The following is a 26,507-nucleotide window of genomic DNA, read 5'->3' as shown; positions in this document are numbered from 1 at the left end:
CATGGTATTTCATGAAGTGAGGTTTCCGGCAAACCTGAGTTTTGGCTCCATTGGTGGACCGGAAAGACGTACAGATGTCGTGACGCTGGCCAATGGGTTCGAGGAGCGCAACACGGCCTGGGCGCATTCGCGCCGCCGCTACGACGCCGGCGTCGGTGTCAAATCGCTGGACGATATCGAGGTACTGATTGCCTTTTTCGAAGCCCGTCGAGGTCAACTACACGGGTTTCGTTGGAAGGATTGGTCTGACTTCAAGTCCTGTAAACCGTCTGATACGCCGGACTATCGTGATCAGATCATTGCGCGGGGAGATGACGCAACCAAGACATTTGCACTCGTGAAAAACTACCGCTCGGGTGCCTTTTCCTATCAACGCCCGATTGCCAAACCGGTTTCCGGGACGGTTCGGGTTGGTCTCGCCGGGGATGAACTTAGGGAAGGCGTGCATTTCGAAGTCGAGGTCGATACCGGGCTCGTTCATCTTCGTGAGCCGCCCGGCTTGGAAACCGAGATTACGGCAGGGTTCGAGTTCGATGTTCCGGTCCGCTTCGATACGGACCGCATTCAGACCAGCGTTGCCAGTTTCAGAGCAGGTGATGTACCGAATGTTCCGGTCGTCGAGGTGCGTGTGTGATGGCGTTTCAAAAAGCTTTGCAAGCACACCTGCAAACGGGGCTCACCACCGTGGCGCGTGCCTGGGGCGTGATACGTCGCGACGGCGCACGTCTAGGGTTCACGGATCATGATTGCGCGCTTGAGTTCGAAGGGTTCACGTTTCGCGCTGACAGTGGGTTGACCGCGATGTCTCTGGAGCAGAGCACAGGTTTGTCCATCGACAATACCGAGGCTCTTGGCGTGTTGAGTGCTATGACGGTTCGCGAAGAGGACATCCTCGCGGGGCGGTATGATGGCGCCGAAGTCGTCGCGTGGATTGTAAACTGGGCCGATGTTAGCCAGCGAAGCATTCTTTTTCGCGGTACGATTGGGGCGTTGCATCGTGCCGGCGGAGCATTTCGGGCCGAATTGCGCGGACTGTCCGAAGCATTGAACCAGCCGATCGGACGTGTTTACCAGAAGCCGTGTTCCGCGGTGTTGGGGGATTCCCAGTGCAGGTTTGACATTGATACTTCAGGTTATTCAACCGCGCTCCCGGTTGACGTTGTTGACGGGAGCCGTGTGTTTGAGTGGCATTCGCTCGTGGATTTCGAACCCGGTTGGTTCAGCAAAGGCCTTTTGCGGATGGAAACCGGCGCTGCCTCAGGCCTGACCGGTGTCATCAAGCGCGACTATGTGAGGGATACCGGCGAACGGATCATCGAGCTTTGGGAACCTTTGGGCGCAAAGCCTGTTTCCGGCGACACACTCAAGCTTGTTGCCGGATGTGACAAGCGTTTTAACACCTGCCGGTTCAAATTCGGAAACGCACTCAACTTTCAGGGTTTTCCGGATATTCCCGGTGAAGATTGGATGGCGAGCTACCCCAAATCAGATGGCACAGCCTCTGGTGGGAGTCGCCGCAGATGATGGTATCGCGTAAGGAAGTCGTGCGTGCAGCGCGCGCATGGATCGGAACGCCCTATGTTCATCAGGCGAGTTGTCGGGGCGCCGGAACCGATTGCCTTGGTCTGGTTCGGGGTGTTTGGCGGGAACTATTTCATGGTGAGCCGGAGATCATCCCCAACTATAGCCGTGACTGGTCGGAAGCCGAGGGTCGAGAAGAGTTGTGGACTAGCGCGCGCCGGCACCTGACGGAAAAACCGCGTGAAAGCTTGGCTTTGGGGGACGTGATCCTATTCCGAATGAAAGAAGGCTGTGTGGCCAAGCATTTGGGGATTGTCACGCAAACTGGTCCGTCGGCATGCTTTACACATGCATATTCCGGGCATTCGGTCATCGAGAGCCCTCTCAGCGCCCCTTGGCGCAAGCGTATTGTTGCGCTTTTTGAATTTCCCAGGAGTTGAATAATGGCGACTGTTGTGTTGGCTGCAGCCGGGGCTGCAATTGGTGGTACTTTGGGCGGTGGTGTCGCTGGCGTTTCGGCGATTGCACTGGGCCGGTTGGCTGGCGCGAGCGCCGGGCGACTTGTTGATCAAAGAATCCTGGGATCCGGTGCCAAGACCGTCGAAACCGGTCGGGTGGACCGCTTTCGGATATCGGGATCGGCTGAGGGCGCGACACAATCCCGGATATTTGGACGTATGCGTGTTGCTGGGCAGGTGATCTGGGCAAGTCGCTTCGAAGAAATGCAGTCCGTCAGCGGAGGTGGAAAGGGTGCGCCGGCGAAACCCAAGACACGGACGTACAGTTATTCGGTGTCCATGGCGCTAGCGCTTTGCGAGGGTGAAATTCAGCGCGTTGGGCGTATCTGGGCTGACGGCATTGAGATTTCTCCAGATGACCTGAATATGCGCGTTTACAAGGGCGATATGGATCAGCAGCCTGACCCGAAGATGGAAGCTATCGAGGGCGCGGGAGCGGTCCCTTCGTATCGTGGGACAGCCTATGTTGTGCTGGAGGACTTGCCCTTGGAGCAATTTGGCAACCGCGTTCCTCAATTCAGCTTTGAAGTTATTCGTGGCACCCCGCAAGATGTCGGGGACGCGGTCTCAGACATGGCTCGGAGCGTGAATGCCGTCGCCTTGATGCCGGGGTCGGGAGAGTATGCTTTGGCAACTACGCCCGTAAGAATTCGCGGAGATTTGGCGGAATTCCGTACGGTGAATGAACATTCTCCATCAGGGAAAACCGACTTTGTTTCTTCTGTTGATGCATTGCGTGATGAGCTTCCCAACTGTGGAGCGGTGTCGCTTGTTGTCAGCTGGTTTGGAGATGACCTTCGAGTCGGTGAGTGTCAGTTGCGCCCAAAAGTCGAGCAAAAAGATGCTGACGCGAAGGAGATGCCCTGGCGTGTTAGTGGATTGACCCGCGAGTCGGCGCAGCAGATTCCCCGCAAGGACGGCATGCCCGTATACGGGGGAACACCCTGTGACCAATCAGTCCGGGATGCGATCCGGCATCTCCAAGGTAACGGATTACAGGTGATGTTCTATCCCTTTATCCTAATGGAACAGTTGGAGGGGAACGGTCTGCCGAATCCTTGGGACGGCGAGGATAACCAACCTGTTCTGCCCTGGCGCGGGCGCATCACGCTTTCTGCAGCGCATGGGCGAGACGGTTCTCCTTCTGGAAGCGACGTGGCGGATCAGGAAGTTGCAAGCTTCTTTGGAACAGCGAGCGCTGCTGATTTCACCGTCGGCGAAAATGGCGTGGAATACAATGGACCGGAAGAATGGAGCTATCGGCGCTTCATATTGCATAATGCGGCATTGTGCGCGTCAGCTGGCGGTGTAGATGCGTTTTGCATTGGTTCGGAAATGCGTGGGCTGACGCAGATTATCGGGCAGCACGGATTCCCGGCTGTGCAGGCGCTGATCACTCTTGCAGCTGAAGTACGGCAGTTGCTGGGTGCTGAAACCAAGATCGGGTACGCGGCAGACTGGAGTGAATACTTCGGTTATCAACCTGACGACGGTTCCGGCGACGTCTATTTTCACCTCGACCCACTGTGGTCCGATGCCAACATAGATTTCGTCGGCATCGACAATTATGTACCGCTGTCTGACTGGCGCGATGGAAAAGACCATCTGGATGCGGCGGAATGGCGGTCGATCTATGATCCAGAGTATTTGAAGGCGAACATCGAGGGGGGGGAGGGCTATGATTGGTATTACCATTCAGACGAGGCGCGTTTCGCGCAGCGCCGAACCGCGATTTCCGACGGAACTCATGATGAACCATGGGTGTTTCGCTACAAGGATATCCGAAACTGGTGGTCGCATTCTCACCATGATCGCATCGGTGGAATTCGATCCGTGGAATCCACACCCTGGGTGCCGGGTAGCAAACCCGTCTGGTTCACTGAAATCGGATGTGGTGCGATCAACAAGGGAACCAATCAGCCGAATAAGTTTGTTGACCCGAAGTCCTCGGAGTCGTCGGTGCCTTGGTTTTCGAATGGGGCAAGGGACGATTTCATTCAACAACGATATCTTCAAGTGATGCGCAGTTACTGGGAAGATGAAGAAAACAACCCAGTATCGGCTGAGTATCAAGGTCGGATGATCGATGTCTCTCGCATGTTTGTCTGGGCTTGGGATACGCGCCCTTTCCCCAGCTTTCCAAATAACAAGAGTGTCTGGGATGACGGCGAAAACTACAAAACGGGGCATTGGATTACTGGGCGGAGCTCAAACAGAACGCTTGAAAGCGTGGTGTCAGAAATATGCGAACGTTCTGGCATGACGTATTTTGATGCGTCCCAGTTGGAAGGCGTGGTACGCGGATATGTTGAGGAAAATGTCGCCGATGCCCGTGCCATGTTGCAGCCTTTGATGCTGTGCCACGGTTTTGATGCGGTTGAGCGGGACGGCGTTTTGAATTTCGTGATGCGTGGTCGCAATGAGATCGTCGAGGTTGAGAGGAACCAACTGGCGGAGACTGGAGAACTTGGTGCCGTGGTCGAAAAAACACGAGAGGCTCAGGGGTTGGAGACCGGCCGTGTCAGGTTAGGGTTCATCGAGGCGGGAAGTGATTTTGCAACGGTTTCCGAAGAGGCGATCTCGCCCGATGAGGCGACGACTGCTGTCTCCGTCAGCGAATTCCCCATCAGCATGTCTCGTTCTGAAGGTCGTCTTGTCGCCGAACGATGGATCGCGGAGGCCGCGCAGGCAAAAGAAAGTATCAGGTTGGCACTGCCGCCTTCGAAGTTCGGCCTGGGTGCGGGGGATGTTATCTCGATTTCGTCGGAAGAGGGGGTCGATAACACATTTCGGATCGATAACGTCGATTTTGGTGAAATGCAGATTGTTGATGCCACGACAATTGAGCAGACATTGTACCAGATGGCGATGTTGGATGACGATCTTCCACAAAGTTCGGTCTTCGTGCCTCCAACACCGGCGCTTTCGCTGTTTCTTGATTTGCCCCTTATGACGGGTGACGAGGTCCCCCATGCGCCGCATGTTGCGGTAACAGGCAAACCTTGGACTGGTTCCGTCGCAGTGTATGAGTCTTCGGTTGAATCAAACTATCGGCTGAATTCTATTGTGAATTCGCGTTCGATTATTGGTGTCACGCAGACAGCAATGTTCGCCGCGAGGCCCGGGTTGTTGGATCGTGGCGATGGCCTACAAGTCAAACTCACAAGCGGTGCGTTGGAGAGCATTCCACTTGAGCAGTTGTTAAGTGGCGGCAATCTAGCGGCAATTGGAGATGGTTCCACGGACAATTGGGAAGTGTTTCAGTTTCAAGTCGCAGAGCTGGTCGACACCGACACCTTTCGTCTTTCAGTGCGGCTTAGGGGGCAACTCGGATCAGATGTCAGGATGCCAGATGTTTGGCCAGCAGGGAGTTGGTTCGTAATGCTTGACGGGAACCCGCGCCAGCTCGATCTTCCAACGTCCTCGCGAAATGTCGCACATCACTATCGTGTAGGTCCGGCGGGGCGTTCGATGGAAGACAGTTCGTATTCCCACCACATTAAGGCGTTCTCGGGAAATGGTTTGAAACCCTATGCGCCCGTTCACTTGCACTGTGCAACAAATGCAAATGGCGAAAAAAGCTTTTCCTGGATACGGCGTACTCGGATCATGGGTGACAGCTGGGACGGCCTTGAAGTGCCCTTGGGCGAAGAAATCGAAAGCTATCTCGTGAGGGTTCTCAAGGATAATCGCGTTGTCAGAGAAGACGTCATTTCTTCGCCCAAATGGGTCTACAGCGCCGCGGATCAATCTGTAGACGGGTGCACTGGCGGTTTTACTTTTCAGGTCGCGCAGATTTCCGCACATTTCGGAGCCGGTGGGTTCGGTTCGTTGGGGGTTGAATAGATGCGTGACGTGCTGCCGGGCGATGTCGTTTCTGTCGCCCGGTTGCTGCTCGCGGTTTCGGGTGAGGAGCGCGCGCAGTGTTGTCGTAGGATAATGCTGCAAGCAGAAGCCGCTCATCAATACTTCAATCGATTTGGCAAGTCACATCCGATGTGGGGCAATGGCTCCTTGTGCAGTGCAGTTGCGCGGTTTCATCTTCCACCGGAGCCGAGTTTCTCGGACCGTGAATATCGAAGGTGCCATTTGGTGGTGCTGAATGAGCTCGAAGGTCACTGTCTGTCGCCGAAACCAAGTCGTGCGCCCGAATAGAGATGCAGGAGGAAGGCTCTTTGACGCCACCAACAAGGCGATGACAACGAGCATTGAAGGTTTGCCTATTGGGCAATTCGCGCTGAAAGTTTCTTGCTTTTTCGGGTATTCGAAGCCGTGATCTTTACCATTCCGGGTTTGAATTTGCAGGACATGCGCTATCTGTAGTACTCTGGACACAAAGGAGAGTGCAGTTCATGGCCGAAAAACGCGCAGTGTTGACTGAGTTGGATCCCGTTTGGCAACGCATCACGGAAGAAGCCCAAACAGCAGTTCGAGAAGAGCCGCTGATGGGTGGCCTGATCCACGCGTGTGTGCTGCATCACAAATCAATTGAAAGGGCGTTGAGCTATCGGTTCGCAGCCAAGCTTTCTTCCAATGAAATGTCGATGGTGATCTTGCGGGAGATTGGAGACGAGGCGTTTGCGTGTGACCCATATCTTGCTGAAGCCGCGCGGGCGGACCTCATGGCCGTATTCGAGAGGGATCCGGCCTGTCATAGGCTTTTGCAACCAATTCTGTTTTTTAAAGGCTATCAGGCGATGCAGGCCTACCGGATCGGTCATTGGCTTTGGAAGCAGGGGAGACATGACCTCTCCTACTTTATCCAGATGCGCACGTCGGAGATTTTTGGCATTGATATCCATCCCGCTGCGCGCATCGGCAAAGGGATCATGATCGACCACGCCCATTCGATCGTCATCGGAGAGACTGCAGTGGTCGGGGACAATGTTTCCATGCTGCATTCGGTCACACTTGGTGGTACAGGCAAGGAAGAAGAGGATCGTCACCCCAAGATTGGTGACGGTGTTCTAATCGGGGCAGGCGCCAAAGTTTTGGGCAATATTAAGATCGGTCATTGCAGCCGCATCGCTGCCGGTTCAGTTGTGCTTGAAGATGTCCCACCTTGTTCGACGGTTGCCGGTGTGCCGGCAAAGATTGTGGGCGAAGCCGGGTGTCCGCAGCCTTCCATCGAGATGGATCAAATTCTGAAAAGCTGATTATTCAGCGAATTGTAACCGCAAACGCCAGCTCGCCGAGCTGGCGTTTTCATGCATTTAGGCAAGCATTGCCATCGGGTTCTCAAGATTGGTCACAATATGATTGAGCACCTCTGCACCCAGTGCCCCATCAATGACACGGTGGTCGACCGATAGTGTCACCGACATGACGGTCGCTGCTTCGATGTTGCCATCTTTGCCAACTACCGGCTTTTTTACCCCGGCACCGACAGCCAGAATGGCTCCGTGCGGAGGATTGATCACCGCGTCGAAGTTGTCGATACCAAACATCCCCAAATTCGAAATTGCAAAACTTCCGCCCTGATATTCATGAGGAGCGAGCTTGCGATCCCGGGCACGCGCCGCGAGATCTTTCATTTCGGATGACAATTTTGAAAGCGATTTTGCGTCAGCATCCTGGATAACTGGTGTGAACAGGCCTCCTTCGATTGCCACGGCTACCGCGATATCTGAAGGTGTCAGTTTCAGAACGCGATCACCAGCCCAAACCGCATTGGCATCTGGAACGGCCTGCAATGCAAGCGCGCAAGCTTTGATGATGAAGTCATTGACGGAAAGCTTGACGCCACGGCTTTCAAGCTGCGCGTTCAACTCGCCTCGGAACTTGAGCAGGGCATCCAGTCGGATGTCTCGGCGAAGGTAGAAATGCGGAATGGTTTGCTTGGCTTCAGTCAATCGAGAAGCGATTGTTTTGCGCATCCCATCGAGGGGCATTTCTTGATATTCGCGGCCCTCGTAGATTTTCGCGATGGCTGATGCGTCCACGGTCGGAGCTTTTGCGGATGCGGGCGCTGGCGCGGCAGCGGGTTGTGCCGCATCCGGCGTTTTGGCCGCGGGCGCACTTTCCAGATCTGCCTTGACGATCCTGCCTCTTGGGCCGCTACCGGAGATGGCGGTCAGATCAATGCCTTTTTCCGCCGCAATTCGGCGGGCCAGTGGAGAGGCAAAAACACGTGCTCCAGAATCCGTTCGCGTTGCTTTCGGAGCAGGAGGTGTGAGGAGAGCTTGGGGCGTTGCGGCGACTTCTGGTGTAGCAGCGGAAGCACTTGTTGTTGACGACGAAATTTCCAAGTCATCGGCATCTTCACCGTCTTCAAGCAGCATCGCGATGGCGGTATTGACCTTGACCCCTTCGCTGCCTTCGGGAACCAGTATCCTCCCGACGACCCCCTCGTCGACAGCCTCGAACTCCATCGTGGCCTTATCGGTTTCGATTTCCGCAATGATGTCGCCGGATGCGACAGTATCACCTTCCTTTACCAGCCACTTGGCCAAGGTCCCTTCTTCCATTGTCGGAGAGAGGGCGGGCATGAGGATTTCAATAGGCATATCCGGGTCTCCTCAACGATAGGTCACTTGCTTGACGGCTGCGATCACCTCGTCGGTGGTCACGAGCGCCAGTTTTTCAAGGTTTGCAGCATAGGGCATGGGGACGTCCTTGCCGGTGCAGTTGATCACGGGGGCGTCCAGATAGTCAAAGGCGCGCTCCATGATTGTGGCCGAAAGGTGGTTGCCGATCGAGCCGACCGGCCAACCTTCCTCGACGGTGACGCAGCGGTTGGTTTTCATGATCGAGTTGATCACGGTGCCATAGTCGATGGGGCGCAGGGTCCGAAGGTCGATGACCTCCGCATCGATGCCATCTTCCGAGAGCTTTTCAGCGGCTTCCAAGGCATATTGCATCCCGATTCCAAAACTCACGATGGTGACATCACTGCCTTCGCGCCAAATCCGGGCTTTGCCAAAGGGGATCGTGAAGTCTTCCATTGCCGGGACTTCAAAGGAACGCCCATACAGGATCTCGTTTTCAAGGAAGATCACCGGGTTGGGGTCGCGAATTGCCGACTTGAGCAGGCCCTTTGCGTCCGAGGCGCTGTAGGGCATGACCACTTTGAGGCCGGGAATTTGCGCGTACCAAGCTGCATAATCCTGACTGTGTTGGGCACCGACGCGTGCGGCGGCACCGTTGGGGCCACGGAACACCATTGGGGCACCCATCTGACCGCCCGACATATAAAGCGTTTTTGCCGCTGAATTGATAATATGATCAATGGCTTGCATGGCAAAGTTGAATGTCATGAACTCGACGATCGGTTTCAACCCGCCAAAGGCCGCCCCAACGGCAATTCCGGCAAAGCCATGCTCGGTAATCGGCGTGTCGATCACGCGCTTGGAGCCGAACTCGTCAAGCAGACCCTGGCTGACCTTGTAGGCCCCTTGGTACTCGGCAACCTCTTCACCCATCAGGTAGACGTCTTCGTCGGCACGCATTTCTTCCGCCATGGCATCCCGGAGCGCTTCGCGCACCGTTTGCTGCTTCATGGGCGTGCCTTCGGGCCAATCAGGTGTCAGCTCCACAGGGGGTGCTGAGTGCGCTTGTGCGGCCACCGCAGGGGCCATCCTCGCCGGTTCCGCAGGTTCAGAGGCCTGTGCAGGCGCAGAGGGCACCGGGGCCGCCCCGGCTTCCTCACCTTCTTCAAGAAGGGTCGCGATGGCCGTGTTGACCTTAACGTTTTCGGTGCCTTCGGGCACGAGGATGTGGCCGATCACGCCCTCATCCACTGCTTCAAACTCCATCGTGGCCTTGTCGGTTTCGATCTCGGCCAGAATATCGCCTGCAGAGACAGTATCTCCTTCTTTGACGAGCCACTTGGCCAAAGTGCCTTCTTCCATCGTGGGCGACAGGGCGGGCATCAGAATTTCGGTTGCCATCTTTTCAACTCTCCTCTGTCAGATCACGCGTAGATGTCCGTCCACAGCTCTTCGGCTGCGGGCAGGGGGCTTTCCTTGGCGAAATCGGCGCTGGCGTTCACCACCGCCTTGATCTCCTTGTCGATCGCCTTGAGATCGTCTTCGCTGGCGTGTTTGCCCTCAAGGATCAGGTGGCGCACATGTTCGATCGCGTCACGCTCCTCGCGCATCTTCTGCACTTCTTCGCGCGTCCGGTACTTGGCCGGGTCTGACATCGAGTGACCGCGATAGCGATAGGTTTTCACCTCGAGAATATAAGGGCCCTTGCCCTTTCGGCAGTGGGCCACTGCGCGTTCGCCGGCGTCTTTGACGGCCAGCACATCCATGCCGTCGACCGCTTCACCGGGAATGCCGAACGCCTCACCGCGGGTGTGGATATCGGGGGTCGATGTCGAGCGTTTCTGAGCGGTGCCCATCGCATACTGATTGTTTTCAATGACAAAAATCACAGGCAGGTCCCAAAGGGCCGCCATGTTGAAGGTCTCATAAACCTGGCCCTGATTGGCGGCGCCGTCACCGAAATAGGTGAATGTGACCCGTCCATTGCCCTTGTATTTGTCGGCAAAGGCCAACCCTGCGCCAAGCGGCACCTGCGCCCCCACGATACCATGGCCGCCGTAGAAATGCTTCTCCTTCGAGAACATGTGCATCGAGCCGCCCTTGCCTTTTGAATAGCCGCCCTCGCGGCCCGTCAGTTCGGCCATGACGCCGTTGGGGTCCATGCCACAGGCCAGCATGTGGCCGTGATCCCGGTATGACGTGATCCGCTTGTCGCCTTCCTCGGCAGCGGCTTCCAAACCCACGACGACCGCTTCCTGACCGATATAAAGGTGACAGAAGCCCCCGATCAGCCCCATTCCGTAAAGCTGACCCGCTTTCTCTTCGAAACGCCTGATCAAAAGCATGTCCCGATAGAACTGTTTGAGCTCATCCCCAGAGACATTCGTCTTCTTGGTGGTGCGTCTGGCCGCCATTCCATTCCCTCCCGAACGCTGAATAGTTTAGCGTTAAACAATACAGGATTTCAGCGTAGCGCAGACGTGCGGTACTTGCGAGCGGAAAAGTGTTTTTCTTTTCAGTGTCTTGAGGAGTTTAGCGGATCACGATCTCGTCGGCGCGGATCATCCCAAGCACATCGCGCACCTGCTGGTCGAGCAAATCAAGGTCGAGATACTCGTCCGACAGGCGGTGCGTGATATTTTCCATATGCGCCACTTGCGCTTGCACTTCGGCCAGTTCGGCTTGCAGCTTTTCTTTTTCAGCAAGGATTTCCACCCGGCGGAACAGGCCATAGTCGCCCTGAACGGCGGCAAAAGTGAAGTAGGAAGACAAGGCAAAAGCCAGCCCGAAGAACACGAGCGCACCGATTGCTGGTCTGGATTTTTGCGTTGTCATGCCTGCCTCTTGTGCCCTCTTGCCGGGGCGTGTGCAGGAACTATGCCATATCTGATTCGTCCTGTGAATCCCCTAAACCCACGTTCGGGCAACAAAAATGTGACGCAACGGCGAGCTTGGTCGGGGCGGATTCCTTTGGCAGGCTGGCGACGAGGGAGAACATCATGACAGTTTCAGATCCGGTCAGCCGCTTGGGTACACACGAAGTCTTCAACCAGCCGACACCGCGTGGGGCGCGCGACTTGTGGGCCAACGATTTGGCCCTGCGCGACCATGCCGGGGCGGCGGGTGCGGATGGGGCCCGGTTGGCCCGGGTCGGGGCGCTTTATGGGTCCGAGGCGCTATTGCAGGCGGCCACGGATGCGCAGCGTGATCTGCCGCGGCTCAAGCTTTTTGACCGCTCCGGGCGACGGGTCGACGAGGTCGAGTTTCATCCCGGCTATCACAAGTTGATGCAGGAGGGGCTGGGCGCGGGCTATGCCAGCGTGGCCTGGACCGGGCAGCCGGGGGGACATGCGACCCATGCCGCGATGGCCTATTTTCAGGCACAGCTGGAGCCGGGCGTGGCCTGTCCATTGACGATGACCTATGCGGCGGTACCAGCGCTGCAGGCGGATCAGAAATTGGCCGAGACATGGATTCCGCGTTTGTCGTCAGGGATTTATGATCCGTCGATGCGCCCGATTGAAGAAAAGGCCGGGGCGACTCTGGGCATGGCGATGACCGAGAAACAGGGTGGCTCGGACGTGCGGGCCAACACCACGCGGGCGGTGCGGGAGGGCGACGTGTATCGGTTGAACGGGCATAAATGGTTCTGTTCGGCGCCGATGTGTGACGGGTTCCTGACTTTGGCGCAGGCCGAGGGCGGTTTGACCTGTTTCCTCGTGCCGCGTTGGCTGGACGGGGAGCGCAACGGGTTCCGCATTCAGCGACTCAAGAACAAGCTGGGCAACCAGGCCAATGCCAGTTCCGAGATCGAATATGTCGACGCGCTGGCCTATCGGCTGGGCGATGAGGGGGCCGGGGTACGCACGATCATCGAGATGGTGCATCACACGCGGCTGGATACCGCGTTGGCGCCTGCCGGGTTGATGCGGGCGGCGCTGGCCGAGGCGCACTGGTGGGTTGAGGGGCGGTCTGCCTTTCAGCGTCGCCTGATTGACCAGCCGTTGATGCGCTCGGTGCTGGCCGATCTGGCGTTGGACACCGAGGGCGCGCTGGCGGTGGCGATGTCCATGGCGGCCGCGTTTGATCGGGAGGATGAGGAGAGCCGGGCCCTGGCTCGGATCGGTGTGGCGTTGGCTAAGTATCTGAACAACAAGCGCTGTATTGCCGTCGTTGGGGAGGCGATGGAGGTGCTGGGCGGCGTTGGATATGTCGAGGAAACGCCGATGCCGATGCTGTATCGCGAGGCGCCGCTGAACTCGATCTGGGAAGGATCGGGCAATGTGATTTGCCTTGATGTGATGCGGGCTTTGGTTCGGGAGCCGGAGACCGGGGCGGTTTTGCGCAAGGATTTGGAGAGCGTGAGCGGCGCGGATCGGCGCTATGACGCGGCGCTGAAGGGCCATTTTGAGCGCTGGCCGGGGTTGCCGCAGGAGGCCGAGGCGCGGTGGTTTTCCGAGAGCCTTGCCACGCTGCTTACGGCGGCGGCGTTGATCCGGAGCGCCCCGAACGCGGTGGCTGAGGGCTATGTCACCAGCCGGGTTGTGGGCGCGCGCGGGTCGGTGCATGGCGCGGTATCGGGGCTTGACGTGGATGCGATCCTGAGCCGGTTGGCAAACGGGTCGTAAAGGCGCAATGAAGGGACCGGGCGCCGAGCTCCTCGGCCATCAGTGGCGAATCACGCAGGATCCCTTGGTTAACAGGCAAAAAGGCTCCAAAAAGCAGATCGGTTTTGCGTCGGTATAATGTCGGTATTGCGTCGGCAAACAGGCGCGCCACGGCGGCGTTAAACCACCGTGCGGCTCTGTTTCTCAATGGTCTTGAAATACCCTGGGGGAGTCACAGCAAGGCTGTGACACGGGCAACGCCCCCCGAATGTGGGACGCCGCCGGTGCGCGTCGCGTGTCAGGATCAGCCTGCGACGGAGGCCTGATAGATGCTTTCGATCGAGTCCGCGATCTTGGCATTGAAGGCAGCGTCGTCCTGCTGTGCGCTCAGACCTTCGGTCAGGGCGCGGGAGAAGCTGGCGATCATGCCGGTCTGACGCGACAGGCGGTCATTGGCTTCATCGCGGCTATAGCCGCCGGACAGGGCAACAACTTTCATCACGCGCGGATGGTTGACCAGCGGCAGGTAATGGTTGTCGGCCTCGGGCAGGGTCAGCTTGAGCATGACCTGCTGGTCCTCGGGCAGGGCGTCGAGCGCGCTTTTGAGTTCGGTAAGAAGGATGTCTTCGGCTTCGGCCTTGTCCGCGGCGTTGATGTTCACTTCGGGTTCGATAATCGGCACCAGCCCGTGGCGCAGGATCTGTTCCCCGATCATGAATTGCTGCGCCACGACAGCCCTGATGCCTTCGGCATTTGCCGAGTTCACCACCGAGCGCATCTTGGTGCCGAAGATGCCCTTGGCCACGGCGCGTTCGCAGAGCGTGTCGAGTTCGGGCATGGGTTTCATGACCTGCACGCCGTTGGCTTCGTCTTCCAGGCCTTTGTCGACCTTGAGGAAGGGCACCACGCCCCGCTGTTCCCAGAGGAAGGTCGCGGTAGGGATGCCGTCGATTTCGCGGTCCATGGTCATCTCGAACAGGATCGCGCCAACCACCTTGTCGCCGGTAAAGGCGGGCGCCTTGGCGATGCGGGCGCGCATGTCGTGGATCAGGGCAAACATTTCCTCGTCGCCGGAATAGGCGTCTTCTTCGATCCCGTAGAGGCGCAGGGCCTTGGGGGTGGAGCCACCGGATTGGTCAAGGGCCGCGATAAAGCCTGCGCCGTTTGAGATCTTTTCTGCTTGGGACTGTTTGGACATATCTGTTTCGCCTTGAAATGTTGGTGGTTTGGCCCGGCCGGGCACGTTTGACCTGCTTCTAGTCCACGCACGCCGGGCTTGCAATTATGGTGGCGCTAACCCGCTGGCAAAACAGCGGGTCAGCGTCAGGGTTTGCTTAATGGTCGAGCGCGGCGACGCCGGGGAGAACCTTGCCTTCCATCCATTCGAGGAAGGCGCCCCCGGCAGTGGAGATATAGGTGAAATCCTTGGCCGCGCCGGACGCGTTGAGCGCCGCGACAGTATCGCCGCCCCCTGCAACCGAGATCAGGTCACCCGACTTGGTGCGCGCGGCGGCTTTCAATGCGGCGGCGTTGGTGGCGGTGTCAAAGGGTTCGATTTCAAAGGCACCCAGCGGGCCGTTCCAGATCAGGGTCTTGCTGTCCTGGAAAACCGCGTCGATGGCGGCGACGCTTTCAGCACCGGCATCAAGGATCATGGCGTCCTCGGGGCATTGATCAGCGGGGACGGTTTCGTTCTCGGCGTTGGCTTCGAACTTGCGCGCCACCACGACATCGCGGGGCAAAAGAATGGTGCAGTTCAGCCCGTCGGCCTTGGTCATGATTTCACGAGCGGTGTCGACCATGAGCCGTTCGGCCAGCGATTTTCCGATCGGGTTGCCCTGGGCCATGAGGAAGGTGTTGGCCATGCCGCCACCAATGACCAGCGTGTCGACCTTTTCAACAAGGTTGGACAGGAGTTCGAGCTTGGTCGAGACCTTGGCCCCGCCAACTACGGCGGTCACGGGGCGCTGGGGATTGCCGAGCGCGCTTTCGAGGGCCGAGAGTTCGGCTTGCATCAGGCGCCCTGCGCAGGCAGGCAGATGTTCGGCCAGACCGCAGGTCGATGAATGGGCGCGGTGGGCGGCCGAAAAAGCGTCGTTGCAATAGGCATCGCCCAGCTTCGCCATTTCGGCGGTCAGCTCGGGATCATTCTTGGTTTCGCCTTTGTGGAAACGGGTGTTTTCGAGAAGCAGAACCTGTCCGTAGGTCAAGGCGTCAACCGCGGCCTGTGCCGCGGGGCCGATGCAGTCGGCTGCAAAGAGAACCGGAGCACCAAAAGCTTTTTCCAGGGTCGGGACCAGCTGTTGCAGGGAAAGGTTCTCGACACGCTCGCCGCCCGGGCGGCCGAAATGCGCCAGCAGGATCGGCTTGCCGCCAGCGGCGAGGATGTCCTTGACCGTGGGAACGATGCGTTTGATGCGGGTAGCGTCGGTCACGGTGCCTTCGACAACCGGCACGTTGATGTCGACACGCGTGAGCACGCGTTTTCCTGCCAGGTCCATCTGGTCGAGGGTTTTCCAGGCCATGTTCCCAATCTCCATATGCAAATGCGTTGCGCCTTTCCTAGCCGAAACAGGCGTGGGGTCAATGCGCTCTCTTGGCTTTCGGCGCGACGGTGATTAACTAGCGCACAAGCAAACAGACAGGAGAGCCCCATGGCCGAGATCAAAGACCCCGAAAACACGATCCTGATGGAACTCAGCAGCGGCACCGTCGTGATCGAGCTGATGCCGGACATCGCGCCCGGGCATTCCGAGCGGATGAAGGAACTGGCGCGTTCGGGCCAGTATGACAACGTCTGCTTTCATCGCGTGATCGAGGGGTTCATGGCCCAGACCGGCGACGTGGCCAACGGCAACATGGAAAACAACTTTGACCTGCGCCGCGCGGGCACCGGGGGCAGCGACCTGCCCAACCTCAAAGCCGAGTTCAGCCGCATTCCGCATGACCGTGGCACGCTGGGCGCGGCGCGCAGCCAGATGCCGGATTCCGCGAACAGCCAGTTCTTCATCAACTTCAAGGACAATCATTTCCTGAATGGTCAATATACGGTTTATGGCCGCGTGATCTCGGGGATGGAACATGTTGACGCGATCAACCGCGGTGAGCCGCCTGTCAATCCGGACCGTATGATCAGCGTGAAGGTGGCGGCCGATGTCGACGGTTAAACTGGCTGCGGCGTTCGCGCTGTTGGCCGCACCGGTTTGGGCAAGCGGCCTCCAGATCGAGATCGCCGGGGAAGGGGCCAACGGCACCGTCACCATCGACCTGTTCGAAGACGTCGCGCCCAAGCACGTGGAACAGATCACCGCGCTGGCCTCGGAAGGGGCCTATGACGGGGTGGTGTTTCACCGCGTGATCGAAGGCTTCATGGCCCAGACGGGCGATGTGCAATTCGGCAAGATGGGCGGCGACATGCGCATGGCCGGGCGTGGCGGTTCGAGCCGCCCCGACCTGCCGGCAGAGTTCTCGTCGATGCGGTTCCAACGCGGCGTTGTCGGCATGGCGCGCTCGCAGGACCCCGACAGCGCCAACTCGCAGTTCTTCATCATGTTTGACGATGGTGACTTCCTGAACGGTCAATACACCGTTGTTGGCAAAGTCACGGACGGGATGGATGTCGTGGACGCAATCAAGCTGGGCAAGGGGCGTAATGGCGCCGTGATCGGCCAGCCGGACGCGATGAAAAAAGTCACCGTGACCGAATAAGTGATGGGCGGGTCAACCGGATACGAACCGCTTGATACGCCGAAAGAAATTGCGCCGGGCCTCTGGATCATAGATGGCCCGGCGATTTCGTTTTACGGGTTGCCGTTTTCGACCCGCGCCACGGTTGCGCGCCTGTCGGACGGGCGGCTTTGGGTTCATTCCCCAACACGGCTAACACCCGAGTTGCAGGCCGAGATCGCCGCGCTTGGCAAGGTTGCCTTTCTGGTCGCCCCGAACTGGATACATTATGCCTATGTGGCCGAGTGGCAGGCCGCCTTTCACGATGCGGAGAGCTGGGCCGCGCCGGGTGTGGTTGAGCGGGCCGCGAAGAAGGGGCTGGCGCTTCACTTCGATCGGGCGCTGGAGGGGGCGGAGATGCCCTGCGGCGATGAGATTGACGGGTTCGTTGTTGAGGGCAGCAATTTACATCGGGAGGCGGTGTTCTTTCACAAGGCCAGCCGGACGCTTATCCTGACGGACCTGATTGAGAACTTTGAGCCGGCGAAACTGCCTTGGTGGATGCGGCCCGTTGTACGGCTGGCCGGAATTGCGGCGCCTCAGGGACATATGCCGCCGGATATGAAGGCCACATTTGACAAGGCCGTTTTGCGACCCCAATTGCAGCGCACATTGGCGTGGGACCCGGAGCGCGTGGTGCTGGCGCACGGGGCGTGGATCAAGACGCGTGGCAGGGCTTTTCTTGAAGGCGCGTTCGGAGCGGTTCTGAAACACGGGTGACGGGGACGTGAAAAGGCTTGGCTTGGTTCTGGTCTCGGGCGCGCGCAGAGTGGGATCGGGAGGACCAAACCATGTTGAAACAGCTCGTTCTTGCAGCGTCTCTGGCCCTGGCGGTTCCTGCAAATGCCGATCCGGAGTTCTGGAAACACGAATGGCCGGACACGGATTTCAGCCGGACCAGCGTTGAAAACTGGGTTGAAATCCTGTCCGGTGGACCGCCCAAGGACGGGATTCCGGCGCTGAGTGATCCGCAGTTCATCCGGGTCAGTGATGAGACCGGAATCATGGGCATGGAGCCAGTGGTGACGGTCGAGATCAAGGGGGCGGAGCCGCGCGCCTATCCGATCCGTTACCTGACGTGGCATGAGATCGTGAATGACAAGGTTGGTGGCGTGCCGATCGCGGTCACGTTCTGCCCCTTGTGCAACTCGGCCCTGACCTTTGACCGGCGGGTGAAGGGCAGGGTGTTGACCTTTGGTGTGTCGGGCAAGCTGCGCAACAGTGACATGGTGATGTACGACCGCGAGACGCAAAGCTGGTGGCAGCAGGCGCTTGGCATCGGGATTGTGGGGGAGATGACGGGGGCGGAGCTCAGGGCACTGCCAACGTGGATGGAAAGCTGGGACCAGTTCCGGGCGCGCCATCCCGAGGGGTTGGTGATGGCTCAGCCTGCGCATGCAAGGCGGTATGGCAGCAACCCATATGTGAACTATGACAGTTCTTCCCGGCCGTTCCTTTACAGCGGAGAGTCGCCGCCGCATGGCATCGCTGCGCTGGCGCGGGTGGTGCGTGTTGGGGACCGCGCCTGGCCGCTTGAAAGGCTGGTCGTAGCAGGCGAGTTGCGCGAAGCGGGGGTGGTGATCCGCTGGGAGGCGGGGCAGGCCTCGGCGCTGGATACCGGGACCATTGGGCGGGGCAAGGATGTTGGGTCGATCCGGGTGCGAACCGCGGGCGGACAGGATATGCCCCACGATGTGATGTTCGCTTTTGCGTTTCACGCATTCTGGCCGGACGGACAGTGGATGCTGGGCCGCTAGAGCAGTGTTTGGGTGGCCTTTATTCGGCCATGCGCGGCGTGCGAATTCGCCGGGTTCTTAACCAATTTTGGACATGTTTGAGCCCTAGCCTGAGGGGGCGGGAAAACCGACTCGAAGTGCGGCTCTTTCCTGTGCGTGACGCGTTTTTCAGGCAGTACGATGGCAGTCGAGACAGTACAGGTTTACCGGATTACCGGGGGGGATAGCACCTACCCGCATTCCGGCACGTTCACCATTTCGGACGCCGGTCAGATTTTGATCGACGATTCGGATGGGTTCCGGGACAGCGAGTTTGGTGACTTTACCCACACGGGTGGCTCGGACGTGCCGGACCAGAACGTGATTGCGTCGGATGTGATCGGGATCGGCATAGGTGACACCGTCGACGTGCGTTACAAATACACAGTGACCGGATCGGACGGGTCGAGCGGCACGGTCTATTTTCTCGCCTCGAACGGGCAAGCGAATTACGGACCGCTGATCGTTTCGGATTTCCCGCTGGACCCAAATGTCACCTATACATTTGGCACGTTCAACACGGACGGGGCCGTTGCCTATGATGATCTGGTGGTGTGCTTCACCACAGGCACCATGATTGTCACCGACATGGGGCAGAGACCCATCGAGACCTTGCGTGAAGGGGATCGGGTGCTGACGCGGGACAATGGGTTCCAGCCGTTGCGCTGGATTGGCCGGAAAACGATCAAGCCCAGCCGCAGGACTGCGCCGGTGCTGATCGGGGAAGATGTGCTTGGCACGCACGGGGCCTTGCTGGTGTCGCCCAATCACCGGATGCTGCTGCGCCCGCCGCAGTCCGAATTGTTTTTTCAGGAACCCGAAGTGTTGATTGCCGCCAAGGGGCTATTGGGGATGAAGGGGGTGCGCCAGGTGTTGGAACAGTCGGTGACATATGTGCATATCCTGTTCGACCGGCACGAGATCGTGTTCGCCAACGGCGCGCCGAGCGAAAGCTTTCTTCCGGGCCCTCAGGCCCTAGACACACTCGAAGAGGAAACGCGCGGCGAGGTGTTGCATCTTTTCCCCGAACTCGGTGAGCGCGAGAGTGCGTTTTCCCATGCCGCGCGGGTGTGTCTGAAGCCGCATGAGGCGGACATCCTGCGCAAGTTGATGGTGGCATGAGACAAGACGGTATCGCGCCATGGCGCGTGCCGCGTCGTCAGGCCCAACAAAAAACGCCGCCTCGAACGGGCGGCGTTTCAAGTTGATCTGGTTGGTTTCTTAACCGTTGGCCTTGGGCGCGGCGGCCTTGGGCGCGGGGGCTTCACCTTTTTTGGTGAGCGGATCGTCCTGACGCTGAACCGAGCCTTCGAAATGGGCGCCGCTTTCGATCGCGATGGTCTTGTGAATGATGTCGCCTTCGACGCGGGCGGTCGATGTCAGGCGCACCTTCAGGCCTCGTACACGGCCCACGATGCGGCCATTGACCACGACATCATCGGCGGTGACTTCGCCCTTGATCGTGGCGCTTTCACCGACGGTCAGCAGGTGGGCGCGAATATCGCCTTCCACGGTGCCTTCAACCTGGATATCGCCCGTGGTGCGCAGGTTGCCGGTGATGTGCAGATCCGAAGAGAGGACCGAGGCCGGCGGCTTGGCCTTGGGGGCGGACGCCTTGAAGTCGCTGCCCTTGGCAGGAGCGGCGGGGATTGCCGGGGAATCCGGGGCTGCGGGCTTGGCCGGATCAGCGGATTTCGGTGCAGGTTCGTTGATTTTGCTCTTAGAAAACATCTCTTCCAGCCTTGATAAAGGTCATCGGGTTCACGGCTCGACCGTTCACGCGTACTTCGTAATGCAAATGCGTGCCGGTAGAACGTCCGGAGTTGCCCATATCACCAATAAGCTCGCCACGCGAGACCCTTTGCCCCTCTTTTACGCGGATTTTTGCCAGATGGGCGTAGCGGGTCTCGATGCCGAACTCGTGCTTGATCTTGATCAGGCGACCGTAGCCTGACAGCCAGTCGGCATGAACGACCACACCGTCGGCGGTCGCGTGGATCGGTGTGCCGTAGCGGGCGGCGAAATCGGTGCCCTTGTGCATGCGGCCCCAGCGCATTCCGAAACCGGAGGTATAGCGGAACGCGGATTTCAGCGGGTTGGCGAAGGGGGCGGTTTCAGCGGCAATGCGGTACATGTTGAGCTGGTCCATCTGGTCCAGCAGACGATTGGCGCGCTGTGCCTCAGGGGTTAGATCGCCGCCCGAGGTGGAGAAGGAGATCGGCATCATCGGGCCGCCCTGACCGCTATAGCCGCGCCGGACCTCTTCCATGAGGGTCTTGGTGTCGAGCCCGGCAGCTGTGAACATCTTGGTCAGCGGCTCGACGGACACGGTCATGGCATCTTCGAGTTGGCGGAAAATCTGCTCGTTCTTTTCTTCCATCAGCGCCAGATCGAGCCGCGCCTCTTCGGCATCGTGCAGGGCGGCCTGGGCATCGGCGATGACCTGATCGCGTTCCAGCGCGGTTTCGGCCAGCGCTTCGGACAGAATGCCGAGCATGTCATTGCCCAGCAGCGAATTGGCGGCCAGTGCGGTGCCGTTTTTGTCCTGTTGCGACTCACGTGACTTCAGTTCGGCCAGTGCGGTTTCACGTTCCTTCATGGTGCGGCGCAGCGTGGCCTGAATGACCTCAATCCCGGTTTCCAGCTCGCGGCGGCGGGTTTCGGATTCCAGAAGCTGTGACTGCATCACGGAAATTTGCTGCAAGGCAGTGTTGAAGCGGTTTTGTGCCGCGAGCGCTTCGGAGGTGCGGGCATCGCGTTCCGCCGACATTTCGTTCAGGCGCAGTTCATAGGTCTGCTGGTCACGCTTGGCCTGTTCGCGGAAGTTGCCCGAGCCGATACTGTCCATCAGCAGGATCGCGGTGGCAACAATGGTCCATGCGACGATCAGCGTGGAGCCGACGAAGGCGATCAGCTGCGTGGAGGGCCGAAGCCGGATAAAGCGGGTGTCTGTGTCGGATCTCAGAAAGAGGCGGCGTTCCGGAAAAAAGCGCTCCAGAAAGGCATGCAGCCGGATTTCGAGTGTTGTTCTCACCAGTTCGTTCCTTGTCCCATCCCCAAGGTGGGCGCTCTTGAGTGGGGGCGCCTCGCGGCAAGTTCTTAACGGCAGGTGACTGATCGGGCAAGGAAATTGACCCATTCCATACGGAACGGTTTGTCGCGGGCGCGATTTTGCGCGGCATCTTGCCGATTGGCTATCGGGCGTAGGCCGGTGGCGTTTCGTCCGAAAGCGGCCAGTAGAAATCGGGCGGCAGTCCAGCGTCGGCGCGCTTTTCCTCGTTGAAGGGCGGTTTCAGGGGGCCATGGAAATAGCGGCGGACCAGCGCGTGGAACTCGGCTTTGGGATCGAGCGCGTGACGCCCGCAAAGGAAGTTGAACCACTTGGACCCGTAGGCGACATGGCCAACCTCTTCGGCGTAGATCACGTTGAGTGCTTCGATGGTCTGCGTGTCCTTGGCATTCTCGAAAACCTTGATCATGCCGGGGGTCACATCCAGCCCGCGGGCTTCGAGCACCATGGGGACGACGGCGAGCCGCCCCATGAGATCATTTGCCGTGTCCTCGGCCGCACGCCACATGCCGGCATGGGCCGGAAGGGCGCCATAGAAGCTATCTTTGGCTTTAAGGCTGTCGCATATCATGTTGAAATGGCGTGATTCTTCGTCGGCGGATTTCACCCAGTCATCGTAGAAGCCCAGCGGCATTTCTGTGTCTTTGAAGCGGGCCACGATGTCCCAGTGCAGGTCCACGGCGTTGAGTTCGATATGGGCCACCGCATGCAACATGGCGATGCGGCCCTGCGGACTGCCGGGGCGGCGGCGGGGCACGTCGCGCGGGTCGAGCAATTCGGGCTGCGCGGGGCGCGCGGGGCGATCCGGCGGGGTGGCCTGCCCGATGGGCAACGGGGTGCCCGCCTTGCGGGAGTCAAACCACAGGGCTGCATTGCGCCGGGAAATGGCGGTTTTATCGCGTCCGTCGGCTGTGGTCAGGACCTCGACGGCGAGTTCGGCAAGACTTTTGTCCGTCACAGCGCTTTCACGGCCTCCAGCACCTCGGCGGCGTGGCCGTCAACCTTGACCTTGGGCCAGGCGCGGGCGATGCGGCCCGTGCCATCAATCAGGAACGTGGCGCGCACGATGCCCATGAAGGTCTTGCCATACATTTTTTTTTCCGCCCAGACGCCGAATTTCTCGCAGACATCGCTGTCGGCATCGGTCAGGAGCGGCACGGTCAGCTCTTGTTTGGCGATAAATTTGTCGTGGCTGGCCATGTCATCCTTGGAAATGCCAAAGACGCGCGCGCCAGCGGCTTCGAACTCACCCAGCAATTCTGAGAACTGCTTGCTTTCCTTGGTGCAGCCCGAGGTGTTGTCTCGCGGGTAGAAAAACAGAACGACCGGAGCAGGACGCAGGGCGGAAAGGGTCACATCCTGGCCGGTGGTGGCGGGCAGGGTGAAATCGGGGGCCATGTCATCGGCAGTAAGCATCATCGGACTCCTTGGGTCGGTTGGGCATAACGTATATAGTTGCTACGGGTGGGCAACCGATAACAGATCAATCCGAGGCAGAAACTCTGAACGACCAGCCCGAAAAAGCGCCTGAACAGCGGCGCAGGCCCCGTAGGGCAAGGCGCATAGGCCTGTTTGCGCTGGTGGGGCTATTGGTGCCCGCCGGATTGATTGCCCTTGTTCTGCTGGCTGCCGTGGACAGGCCGCTGGTGGCGCCGGAGTGGATGCGGCAACGCCTGGAGCAGGCAGCCGCGGCGCAGGTTGAAGGGGTCGATATCAGTTTCGGCGAAGTTTCGCTCGTGATTGAGGACAATTGGGATCCACGGCTGCGGGTGCGCAACCTCGAACTGCGCGCACCTGACAACCGGGGCGGCGTGACGCTGGCGCGGGTGGATGCGCGCCTTGCGCTGGCGGAACTGCGCAATGGGCAGGTCGCCCCCCGCGAGATCCGGGTTTCGGGCGTGTTTCTCAGAATCATTCGCCTTGCCGACGGGACGGTCAACATCTCGGTCGGAGATGGCGGCGGTAACGGGCCATTCGGCAAGGATACCCAGATTGCGACCTTCGGGGACCAGATCGAGGGGTATCTCGATCTGCCGTTGTTGGCGCAGCTTGAAACCTTTCGGCTGGATGACATGACCTTGCGCTACGAGGATGTGCGGGCGCGGCGTGGCTGGACCGTGGATGGCGGGCAGATGCGGTTGGATCGCGATGGCGAGGATATCGAGATTTCCACGCAGATGACGCTTTTGGGCGGGCGGGCCTATGCCACGAGCATCGAGGCATTTCTGAACACGTCGTACGAGACCTCGGCCACGCAGTTCGGCGTCAGCTTCGAAGACATTCCCTCCGGGGATATCGCGTCGCAGACGGCGGCGCTGACGTGGCTGGAGATCGTGCGCGCGCCGCTGTCCGGTTCGTTGCGTGGCGAGACCGACAGCGAAGGGCGGCTGGGGCCAGTGAATGCAACGCTTCGGGTGGATGCGGGGGTGCTGCAACCCGATGATGCGGTGCCGCCTGTCCCGTTCGAGGGATTGCGCAGCTATCTGACATATGATCCGACGCGCGGGTCGATTACATTTGACGAGCTGTCGCTGGACAGCAAGTGGATCAAGGCCACGGCGTCAGGCAAGGCCATTCTTCAGGATATGGAACAGGGGCTTCCGGGGACGCTGCTGGGGCAGCTCGAACTGAGCCGGTTCGAGGCCAATCCCAAGGAGCTTGATGACGTTCCTATGGTGCTCAACCGGTCTTTTGCCGATTTCCGGCTGCGGTTGAACCCGTTCGAGCTGGACCTTGGACAAATGGTGATTCACCAGGGCGAGCACCGCATGACGTTGAGCGGGGAGTTGGACACGACCGATGATCAGTGGGAGTTCTCGGTGGACGGGCATTCTGATGGGCTGGACGTGGCGCGGGTTCTGAATATCTGGCCGGACCGGCTCAAACCCAACCTGAGGAAGTGGATCGCAGAGAATATCCACGCCATCACGCTTCACGATATCAACCTTGCCATGCGCAGCAGGGTTGCCGCGCCGCCGGAGGTTTATGTCGATTTCCAGTTTTCCGATGCCGAGCTGAAAGTGCTCAAGACCATGCCACCTGTGCAGGAGGCAAGCGGATATGCCAGCCTGGTCCGGAACCAGTTCCGCGTGGCAGCCGAAAGTGGGACGGTCCTTGCCGACCAGGGCGGGCGGGTCGATGTGGCCGGGACTGGGTTCATCGTCGAGGATACCCGGATCAAACAGTCACCTGCGTTGGTGCAGCTCAGGGCACGGAGTTCTGTGACGGCGGCGGCGTCGCTTCTGGATCGTGAGCCGCTGCGGGTTTTCACAAAGGCGCGGCTTCCTGTAGACCTTGCCAAGGGGTGGGCGGAGGTCGAGGGCGAAGCCCGGTTGATGATGAAGCCCAAGGTCGAGCCGGAAGACGTGCAATACGAGGCGCGTGGCATCTTGCGGGACGTGGTGACGACGCATTTCATCAAGGACAAGGAAATCCGCGCCGACATGCGGCTCCTGGCCACCAACAAGGAGGTTGAGTTGAGCGGGGCAGGCACCGTCGGGGCGCTGCCCTTTGAGGGGCGTTGGCACATGCTGATGGGCAAGGAGAACGCCGGAAAGAGCCAGTTGACCGGAACGGCGGAACTGAGCCAGAGGGCGGTGGACGAATTCAACATCGGGCTTCCCAAGGGGACGGTGAGCGGTGAAGGCAAGGCCGCGTTCTTGATCGACCTTGTGGGGCAGGAGCCGCCGCGGATGACGCTGACCTCCAACCTTGCCGGGGTTGTCCTGTCGGCTCCGCCGCTGGGGTGGCGAAAGGCCGCCGACAAAGTTGGGGTGCTGGAGGCGGATGTCACCCTGAGCAGCCCGCCAAAGGTTGAGCGAATTGCGCTTGAGGCCGACGGGTTGACCGCGCAGGGGGATATCACGCTGAGCGCGGCAGGTGGCCTGGAGACCATGCGGCTTGAAAGGTTCGAGGTCGGGCGCTGGCTCAGGGGCACGGGGATGTTGCAGGGACGCGGGGCAGGCAGTGCCCCGGCAATTGTGATGACATCTGGCACGTTTGACATGCGCCACATGCCCCGCACGACCGGAGAGGCTGGAAGCAGCGGCACCGGCGGCGCAACCAGCCAGATCAGCGCCCGCGTCGACCTGGTGCAGGTGACGGACGATATTTTTCTGACGGACGTGAAGGCAGACCTGAGCACGAGCAACGGCATTGCCGGTACCTTCACTGGGGCGTTCAAGGGGGGACCCGGTCTGACCGGAGAACTGACACCGCACCAGTACGGCACTGCCTTAACGGTGACCTCGCCCAAAGGGGGCAAGATTGCCGTTGCAATGGGCGTGGTCAACTCGGCAACTCGCGGCGATATGCGCCTGACCCTGACGCCACACAAGACGCGCGGCGTATATGATGGCCGGCTGAAAATGGAAAACGTCAAGGTGCAGCAAGTCCCGGTCGTGGCCGAGCTTTTGAACGCGATTTCGGTGGTGGGGCTGATTGAACAGCTTAATGGGCCGGGGCTTTTGTTCTCGGAGGTTTTCTCGCGTTTCCGCATCACGCCCCAGCAGCTTGTGATTGCCGAAAGCAGCGCGGTTGGTCCATCACTGGGGATATCGGCGGATGGGACGTATACGTTCGAAAACAAACGGTTCGATATACAGGGCACGGTGTCGCCGATCTATGCGGTGAACTTCATCGGGCGGCCGATATCAAAGCGCGGCGAGGGGCTGATCGGGTTCAACTATACGATGCGGGGGCCGTCAAACCGCTTGCAGTTCGGTGTCAATCCGCTATCGGCATTCACGCCCGGATTCTTTCGGGAGATTTTCAAACGCCCTCCGCCTGACCTGAGCAACTGA

The 26,507-nt window shown here is 59.3% G+C and carries 23 protein-coding genes; 13 read left to right on the top strand and 10 right to left on the bottom strand.

Going from position 1 to position 26,507, the window contains the following annotated elements:
• Position 1 precedes the first annotated feature (1 nt).
• From BMZ35_RS13755 to cysE, 6 genes are all read left to right on the top strand, one after another.
• Positions 2-634 (top strand): DUF2460 domain-containing protein, encoded by a 633-nt coding sequence (locus BMZ35_RS13755; RefSeq protein ID WP_093094425.1) that lies wholly within the window; start codon positions 2-4, stop codon positions 632-634.
• On the top strand, positions 634-1,524 hold the full coding sequence (locus BMZ35_RS13750) for a DUF2163 domain-containing protein (protein WP_093094424.1): 891 nt from the start codon (positions 634-636) through the stop codon (positions 1,522-1,524). The genes BMZ35_RS13755 and BMZ35_RS13750 overlap by 1 nt, the downstream gene beginning before the upstream one ends.
• Positions 1,521-1,961 (top strand): NlpC/P60 family protein, encoded by a 441-nt coding sequence (locus tag BMZ35_RS13745; protein ID WP_093094423.1) that lies wholly within the window; start codon positions 1,521-1,523, stop codon positions 1,959-1,961. The genes BMZ35_RS13750 and BMZ35_RS13745 overlap by 4 nt, the downstream gene beginning before the upstream one ends.
• A gap of 3 nt (positions 1,962-1,964) precedes the next feature.
• Complete coding sequence (locus BMZ35_RS13740; RefSeq protein ID WP_093094422.1) at positions 1,965-5,885, top strand: baseplate multidomain protein megatron; 3,921 nt, start codon at positions 1,965-1,967, stop codon at positions 5,883-5,885.
• Positions 5,886-6,194 carry a DUF7742 family protein gene (locus BMZ35_RS20785; protein ID WP_131814379.1) on the top strand — a complete coding sequence of 103 codons (309 nt, stop codon included), beginning with the start codon at positions 5,886-5,888 and terminating at the stop codon, positions 6,192-6,194.
• A gap of 197 nt (positions 6,195-6,391) precedes the next feature.
• Positions 6,392-7,195, top strand: a complete 804-nt coding sequence (cysE, locus tag BMZ35_RS13735) for a serine O-acetyltransferase (RefSeq protein WP_093094421.1) — start codon at positions 6,392-6,394, stop codon at positions 7,193-7,195.
• A 57-nt stretch (positions 7,196-7,252) separates the two neighbouring features.
• Here the strand turns inward: cysE and BMZ35_RS13730 are convergent, their stop codons facing one another.
• The 4 genes from BMZ35_RS13730 to BMZ35_RS13715 all read right to left on the bottom strand — a co-directional run bounded on the left by BMZ35_RS13730 (position 7,253) and on the right by BMZ35_RS13715 (position 11,362).
• On the bottom strand, positions 7,253-8,545 hold the full coding sequence (locus BMZ35_RS13730; RefSeq protein WP_093094420.1) for a pyruvate dehydrogenase complex dihydrolipoamide acetyltransferase: 1,293 nt from the start codon (positions 8,543-8,545) through the stop codon (positions 7,253-7,255).
• Between the two features lie 12 nt (positions 8,546-8,557).
• Positions 8,558-9,928 carry a pyruvate dehydrogenase complex E1 component subunit beta gene (locus BMZ35_RS13725; RefSeq protein ID WP_093094419.1) on the bottom strand — a complete coding sequence of 457 codons (1,371 nt, stop codon included), beginning with the start codon at positions 9,926-9,928 and terminating at the stop codon, positions 8,558-8,560.
• Between the two features lie 23 nt (positions 9,929-9,951).
• The gene (gene pdhA / locus BMZ35_RS13720) at positions 9,952-10,941 is read right to left on the bottom strand and encodes a pyruvate dehydrogenase (acetyl-transferring) E1 component subunit alpha (RefSeq protein WP_093094418.1); all 990 of its coding nucleotides are present in this window, start codon (positions 10,939-10,941) and stop codon (positions 9,952-9,954) included.
• 118 nt (positions 10,942-11,059) lie between these two features.
• Positions 11,060-11,362 carry an FtsB family cell division protein gene (locus BMZ35_RS13715; RefSeq protein ID WP_093094417.1) on the bottom strand — a complete coding sequence of 101 codons (303 nt, stop codon included), beginning with the start codon at positions 11,360-11,362 and terminating at the stop codon, positions 11,060-11,062.
• A 164-nt stretch (positions 11,363-11,526) separates the two neighbouring features.
• On the opposite strand from BMZ35_RS13715, the gene BMZ35_RS13710 reads away from it, so the two are divergent.
• Positions 11,527-13,155: an acyl-CoA dehydrogenase family protein gene (locus BMZ35_RS13710; RefSeq protein WP_093094416.1), complete on the top strand. Its 1,629-nt coding sequence runs from the start codon at positions 11,527-11,529 to the stop codon at positions 13,153-13,155.
• 283 nt (positions 13,156-13,438) lie between these two features.
• On the opposite strand, the gene BMZ35_RS13705 is transcribed toward BMZ35_RS13710, so the two are convergent.
• Both BMZ35_RS13705 and BMZ35_RS13700 read right to left on the bottom strand, forming a co-directional pair.
• Positions 13,439-14,332: a fructose bisphosphate aldolase gene (locus BMZ35_RS13705; RefSeq protein WP_093094415.1), complete on the bottom strand. Its 894-nt coding sequence runs from the start codon at positions 14,330-14,332 to the stop codon at positions 13,439-13,441.
• A 136-nt stretch (positions 14,333-14,468) separates the two neighbouring features.
• Positions 14,469-15,659 (bottom strand): phosphoglycerate kinase, encoded by a 1,191-nt coding sequence (locus BMZ35_RS13700; protein WP_093094479.1) that lies wholly within the window; start codon positions 15,657-15,659, stop codon positions 14,469-14,471.
• A 129-nt stretch (positions 15,660-15,788) separates the two neighbouring features.
• Between BMZ35_RS13700 and BMZ35_RS13695 the strand changes: the two genes are divergently transcribed.
• The 5 genes from BMZ35_RS13695 to BMZ35_RS13675 all read left to right on the top strand — a co-directional run bounded on the left by BMZ35_RS13695 (position 15,789) and on the right by BMZ35_RS13675 (position 19,757).
• A complete protein-coding gene (locus BMZ35_RS13695; RefSeq protein WP_093094414.1) occupies positions 15,789-16,301 on the top strand; it encodes a peptidylprolyl isomerase in 513 nt (170 codons plus the stop codon).
• A complete protein-coding gene (locus BMZ35_RS13690; protein ID WP_093094413.1) occupies positions 16,288-16,842 on the top strand; it encodes a peptidylprolyl isomerase in 555 nt (184 codons plus the stop codon). Before BMZ35_RS13695 ends, BMZ35_RS13690 begins: the two co-directional genes overlap by 14 nt.
• Positions 16,843-16,845: 3 nt before the next feature.
• On the top strand, positions 16,846-17,580 hold the full coding sequence (locus BMZ35_RS13685; protein WP_093094412.1) for a DUF4336 domain-containing protein: 735 nt from the start codon (positions 16,846-16,848) through the stop codon (positions 17,578-17,580).
• A 71-nt stretch (positions 17,581-17,651) separates the two neighbouring features.
• Complete coding sequence (locus BMZ35_RS13680) at positions 17,652-18,617, top strand: DUF3179 domain-containing protein (RefSeq protein ID WP_093094411.1); 966 nt, start codon at positions 17,652-17,654, stop codon at positions 18,615-18,617.
• 159 nt (positions 18,618-18,776) lie between these two features.
• Positions 18,777-19,757, top strand: a complete 981-nt coding sequence (locus tag BMZ35_RS13675; protein ID WP_093094410.1) for a Hint domain-containing protein — start codon at positions 18,777-18,779, stop codon at positions 19,755-19,757.
• A gap of 99 nt (positions 19,758-19,856) precedes the next feature.
• Here BMZ35_RS13675 and BMZ35_RS13670 read toward each other — a convergent pair whose 3' ends face one another.
• The 4 genes from BMZ35_RS13670 to BMZ35_RS13655 all read right to left on the bottom strand — a co-directional run bounded on the left by BMZ35_RS13670 (position 19,857) and on the right by BMZ35_RS13655 (position 23,121).
• Positions 19,857-20,366: a bactofilin family protein gene (locus tag BMZ35_RS13670; RefSeq protein WP_093094409.1), complete on the bottom strand. Its 510-nt coding sequence runs from the start codon at positions 20,364-20,366 to the stop codon at positions 19,857-19,859.
• On the bottom strand, positions 20,356-21,669 hold the full coding sequence (locus BMZ35_RS13665; RefSeq protein ID WP_093094408.1) for a M23 family metallopeptidase: 1,314 nt from the start codon (positions 21,667-21,669) through the stop codon (positions 20,356-20,358). Before BMZ35_RS13665 ends, BMZ35_RS13670 begins: the two co-directional genes overlap by 11 nt.
• A 160-nt stretch (positions 21,670-21,829) precedes the next feature.
• On the bottom strand, positions 21,830-22,663 hold the full coding sequence (locus BMZ35_RS13660) for a ferritin-like domain-containing protein (protein ID WP_093094407.1): 834 nt from the start codon (positions 22,661-22,663) through the stop codon (positions 21,830-21,832).
• Positions 22,660-23,121 (bottom strand): peroxiredoxin, encoded by a 462-nt coding sequence (locus BMZ35_RS13655; protein ID WP_093094478.1) that lies wholly within the window; start codon positions 23,119-23,121, stop codon positions 22,660-22,662. The genes BMZ35_RS13660 and BMZ35_RS13655 overlap by 4 nt, the downstream gene beginning before the upstream one ends.
• Positions 23,122-23,297: 176 nt before the next feature.
• Between BMZ35_RS13655 and BMZ35_RS13650 the strand changes: the two genes are divergently transcribed.
• Entirely contained in the window at positions 23,298-26,507 is a 3,210-nt protein-coding gene (locus BMZ35_RS13650; protein WP_131814378.1) for a YhdP family protein, read from the top strand.

The sequence above is a fragment of the Shimia aestuarii genome, assembly GCF_900114635.1.
Lineage (GTDB): Bacteria > Pseudomonadota > Alphaproteobacteria > Rhodobacterales > Rhodobacteraceae > Shimia > Shimia aestuarii.
The sequence above is the reverse complement of the archived record's forward strand: the minus strand, read 5'-3'. Positions and strand labels throughout refer to the sequence as shown.

Excerpts from the sequence above, each read along its gene's own strand:
- BMZ35_RS13730 (WP_093094420.1), bottom strand. The coding sequence starts at position 8,545 with ATGCCTATTGAAATCCTCATGCCCGCCCTCTCTCCGACAATGGAAGAA.
- BMZ35_RS13675 (WP_093094410.1), top strand. The coding sequence starts at position 18,777 with ATGGCAGTCGAGACAGTACAGGTTTACCGGATTACCGGGGGGGATAGC.
- BMZ35_RS13685 (WP_093094412.1), top strand. The coding sequence starts at position 16,846 with ATGGGCGGGTCAACCGGATACGAACCGCTTGATACGCCGAAAGAAATT.
- BMZ35_RS13680 (WP_093094411.1), top strand. The coding sequence starts at position 17,652 with ATGTTGAAACAGCTCGTTCTTGCAGCGTCTCTGGCCCTGGCGGTTCCT.
- pdhA (WP_093094418.1), bottom strand. The coding sequence starts at position 10,941 with ATGGCGGCCAGACGCACCACCAAGAAGACGAATGTCTCTGGGGATGAG.
- BMZ35_RS13700 (WP_093094479.1), bottom strand. The coding sequence starts at position 15,659 with ATGGCCTGGAAAACCCTCGACCAGATGGACCTGGCAGGAAAACGCGTG.
- BMZ35_RS13745 (WP_093094423.1), top strand. The coding sequence starts at position 1,521 with ATGATGGTATCGCGTAAGGAAGTCGTGCGTGCAGCGCGCGCATGGATC.
- BMZ35_RS20785 (WP_131814379.1), top strand. The coding sequence starts at position 5,886 with ATGCGTGACGTGCTGCCGGGCGATGTCGTTTCTGTCGCCCGGTTGCTG.
- BMZ35_RS13725 (WP_093094419.1), bottom strand. The coding sequence starts at position 9,928 with ATGGCAACCGAAATTCTGATGCCCGCCCTGTCGCCCACGATGGAAGAA.
- BMZ35_RS13750 (WP_093094424.1), top strand. The coding sequence starts at position 634 with ATGGCGTTTCAAAAAGCTTTGCAAGCACACCTGCAAACGGGGCTCACC.
- BMZ35_RS13695 (WP_093094414.1), top strand. The coding sequence starts at position 15,789 with ATGGCCGAGATCAAAGACCCCGAAAACACGATCCTGATGGAACTCAGC.
- BMZ35_RS13690 (WP_093094413.1), top strand. The coding sequence starts at position 16,288 with ATGTCGACGGTTAAACTGGCTGCGGCGTTCGCGCTGTTGGCCGCACCG.
- BMZ35_RS13710 (WP_093094416.1), top strand. The coding sequence starts at position 11,527 with ATGACAGTTTCAGATCCGGTCAGCCGCTTGGGTACACACGAAGTCTTC.
- cysE (WP_093094421.1), top strand. The coding sequence starts at position 6,392 with ATGGCCGAAAAACGCGCAGTGTTGACTGAGTTGGATCCCGTTTGGCAA.
- BMZ35_RS13755 (WP_093094425.1), top strand. The coding sequence starts at position 2 with ATGGTATTTCATGAAGTGAGGTTTCCGGCAAACCTGAGTTTTGGCTCC.
- BMZ35_RS13740 (WP_093094422.1), top strand. The coding sequence starts at position 1,965 with ATGGCGACTGTTGTGTTGGCTGCAGCCGGGGCTGCAATTGGTGGTACT.
- BMZ35_RS13715 (WP_093094417.1), bottom strand. The coding sequence starts at position 11,362 with ATGACAACGCAAAAATCCAGACCAGCAATCGGTGCGCTCGTGTTCTTC.
- BMZ35_RS13655 (WP_093094478.1), bottom strand. The coding sequence starts at position 23,121 with ATGCTTACTGCCGATGACATGGCCCCCGATTTCACCCTGCCCGCCACC.
- BMZ35_RS13670 (WP_093094409.1), bottom strand. The coding sequence starts at position 20,366 with ATGTTTTCTAAGAGCAAAATCAACGAACCTGCACCGAAATCCGCTGAT.
- BMZ35_RS13705 (WP_093094415.1), bottom strand. The coding sequence starts at position 14,332 with ATGTCCAAACAGTCCCAAGCAGAAAAGATCTCAAACGGCGCAGGCTTT.